We start from the raw sequence: 278 nt of genomic DNA on the forward strand, positions 1-278 counted from the left end.
CAGAGACAACCAGGAGGTTGGCTTAGAAGCAGCCACCCTTGAAAGAGTGCGTAATAGCTCACTGGTCTAGTGATTCCGCGCCGACAATGTAGCGGGGCTCAAGCGTACCGCCGAAGTCGTGTCATTCCAGCAATAGGGCCAACGCCTGCTGGGATGGGTAGGGGAGCGTCGTGTGCCGGGTGAAGCCGCAGCGGAAGCTAGTGGTGGACGGTTCACGAGTGAGAATGCAGGCATGAGTAGCGATACACACGTGAGAAACGTGTGCGCCGATTGACTAA

Annotated in this window: 1 rRNA gene; it reads left to right on the forward strand. The window is 57.2% G+C overall.

Going from position 1 to position 278, the window contains the following annotated elements:
• Window positions 1-278: ribosomal RNA gene (locus ACNFOC_RS56010) — 23S ribosomal RNA — on the forward strand; the annotation flags it as partial.

Source organism: Streptomyces colwelliae (genome assembly GCF_048158785.1).
GTDB lineage: Bacteria > Actinomycetota > Actinomycetes > Streptomycetales > Streptomycetaceae > Streptomyces.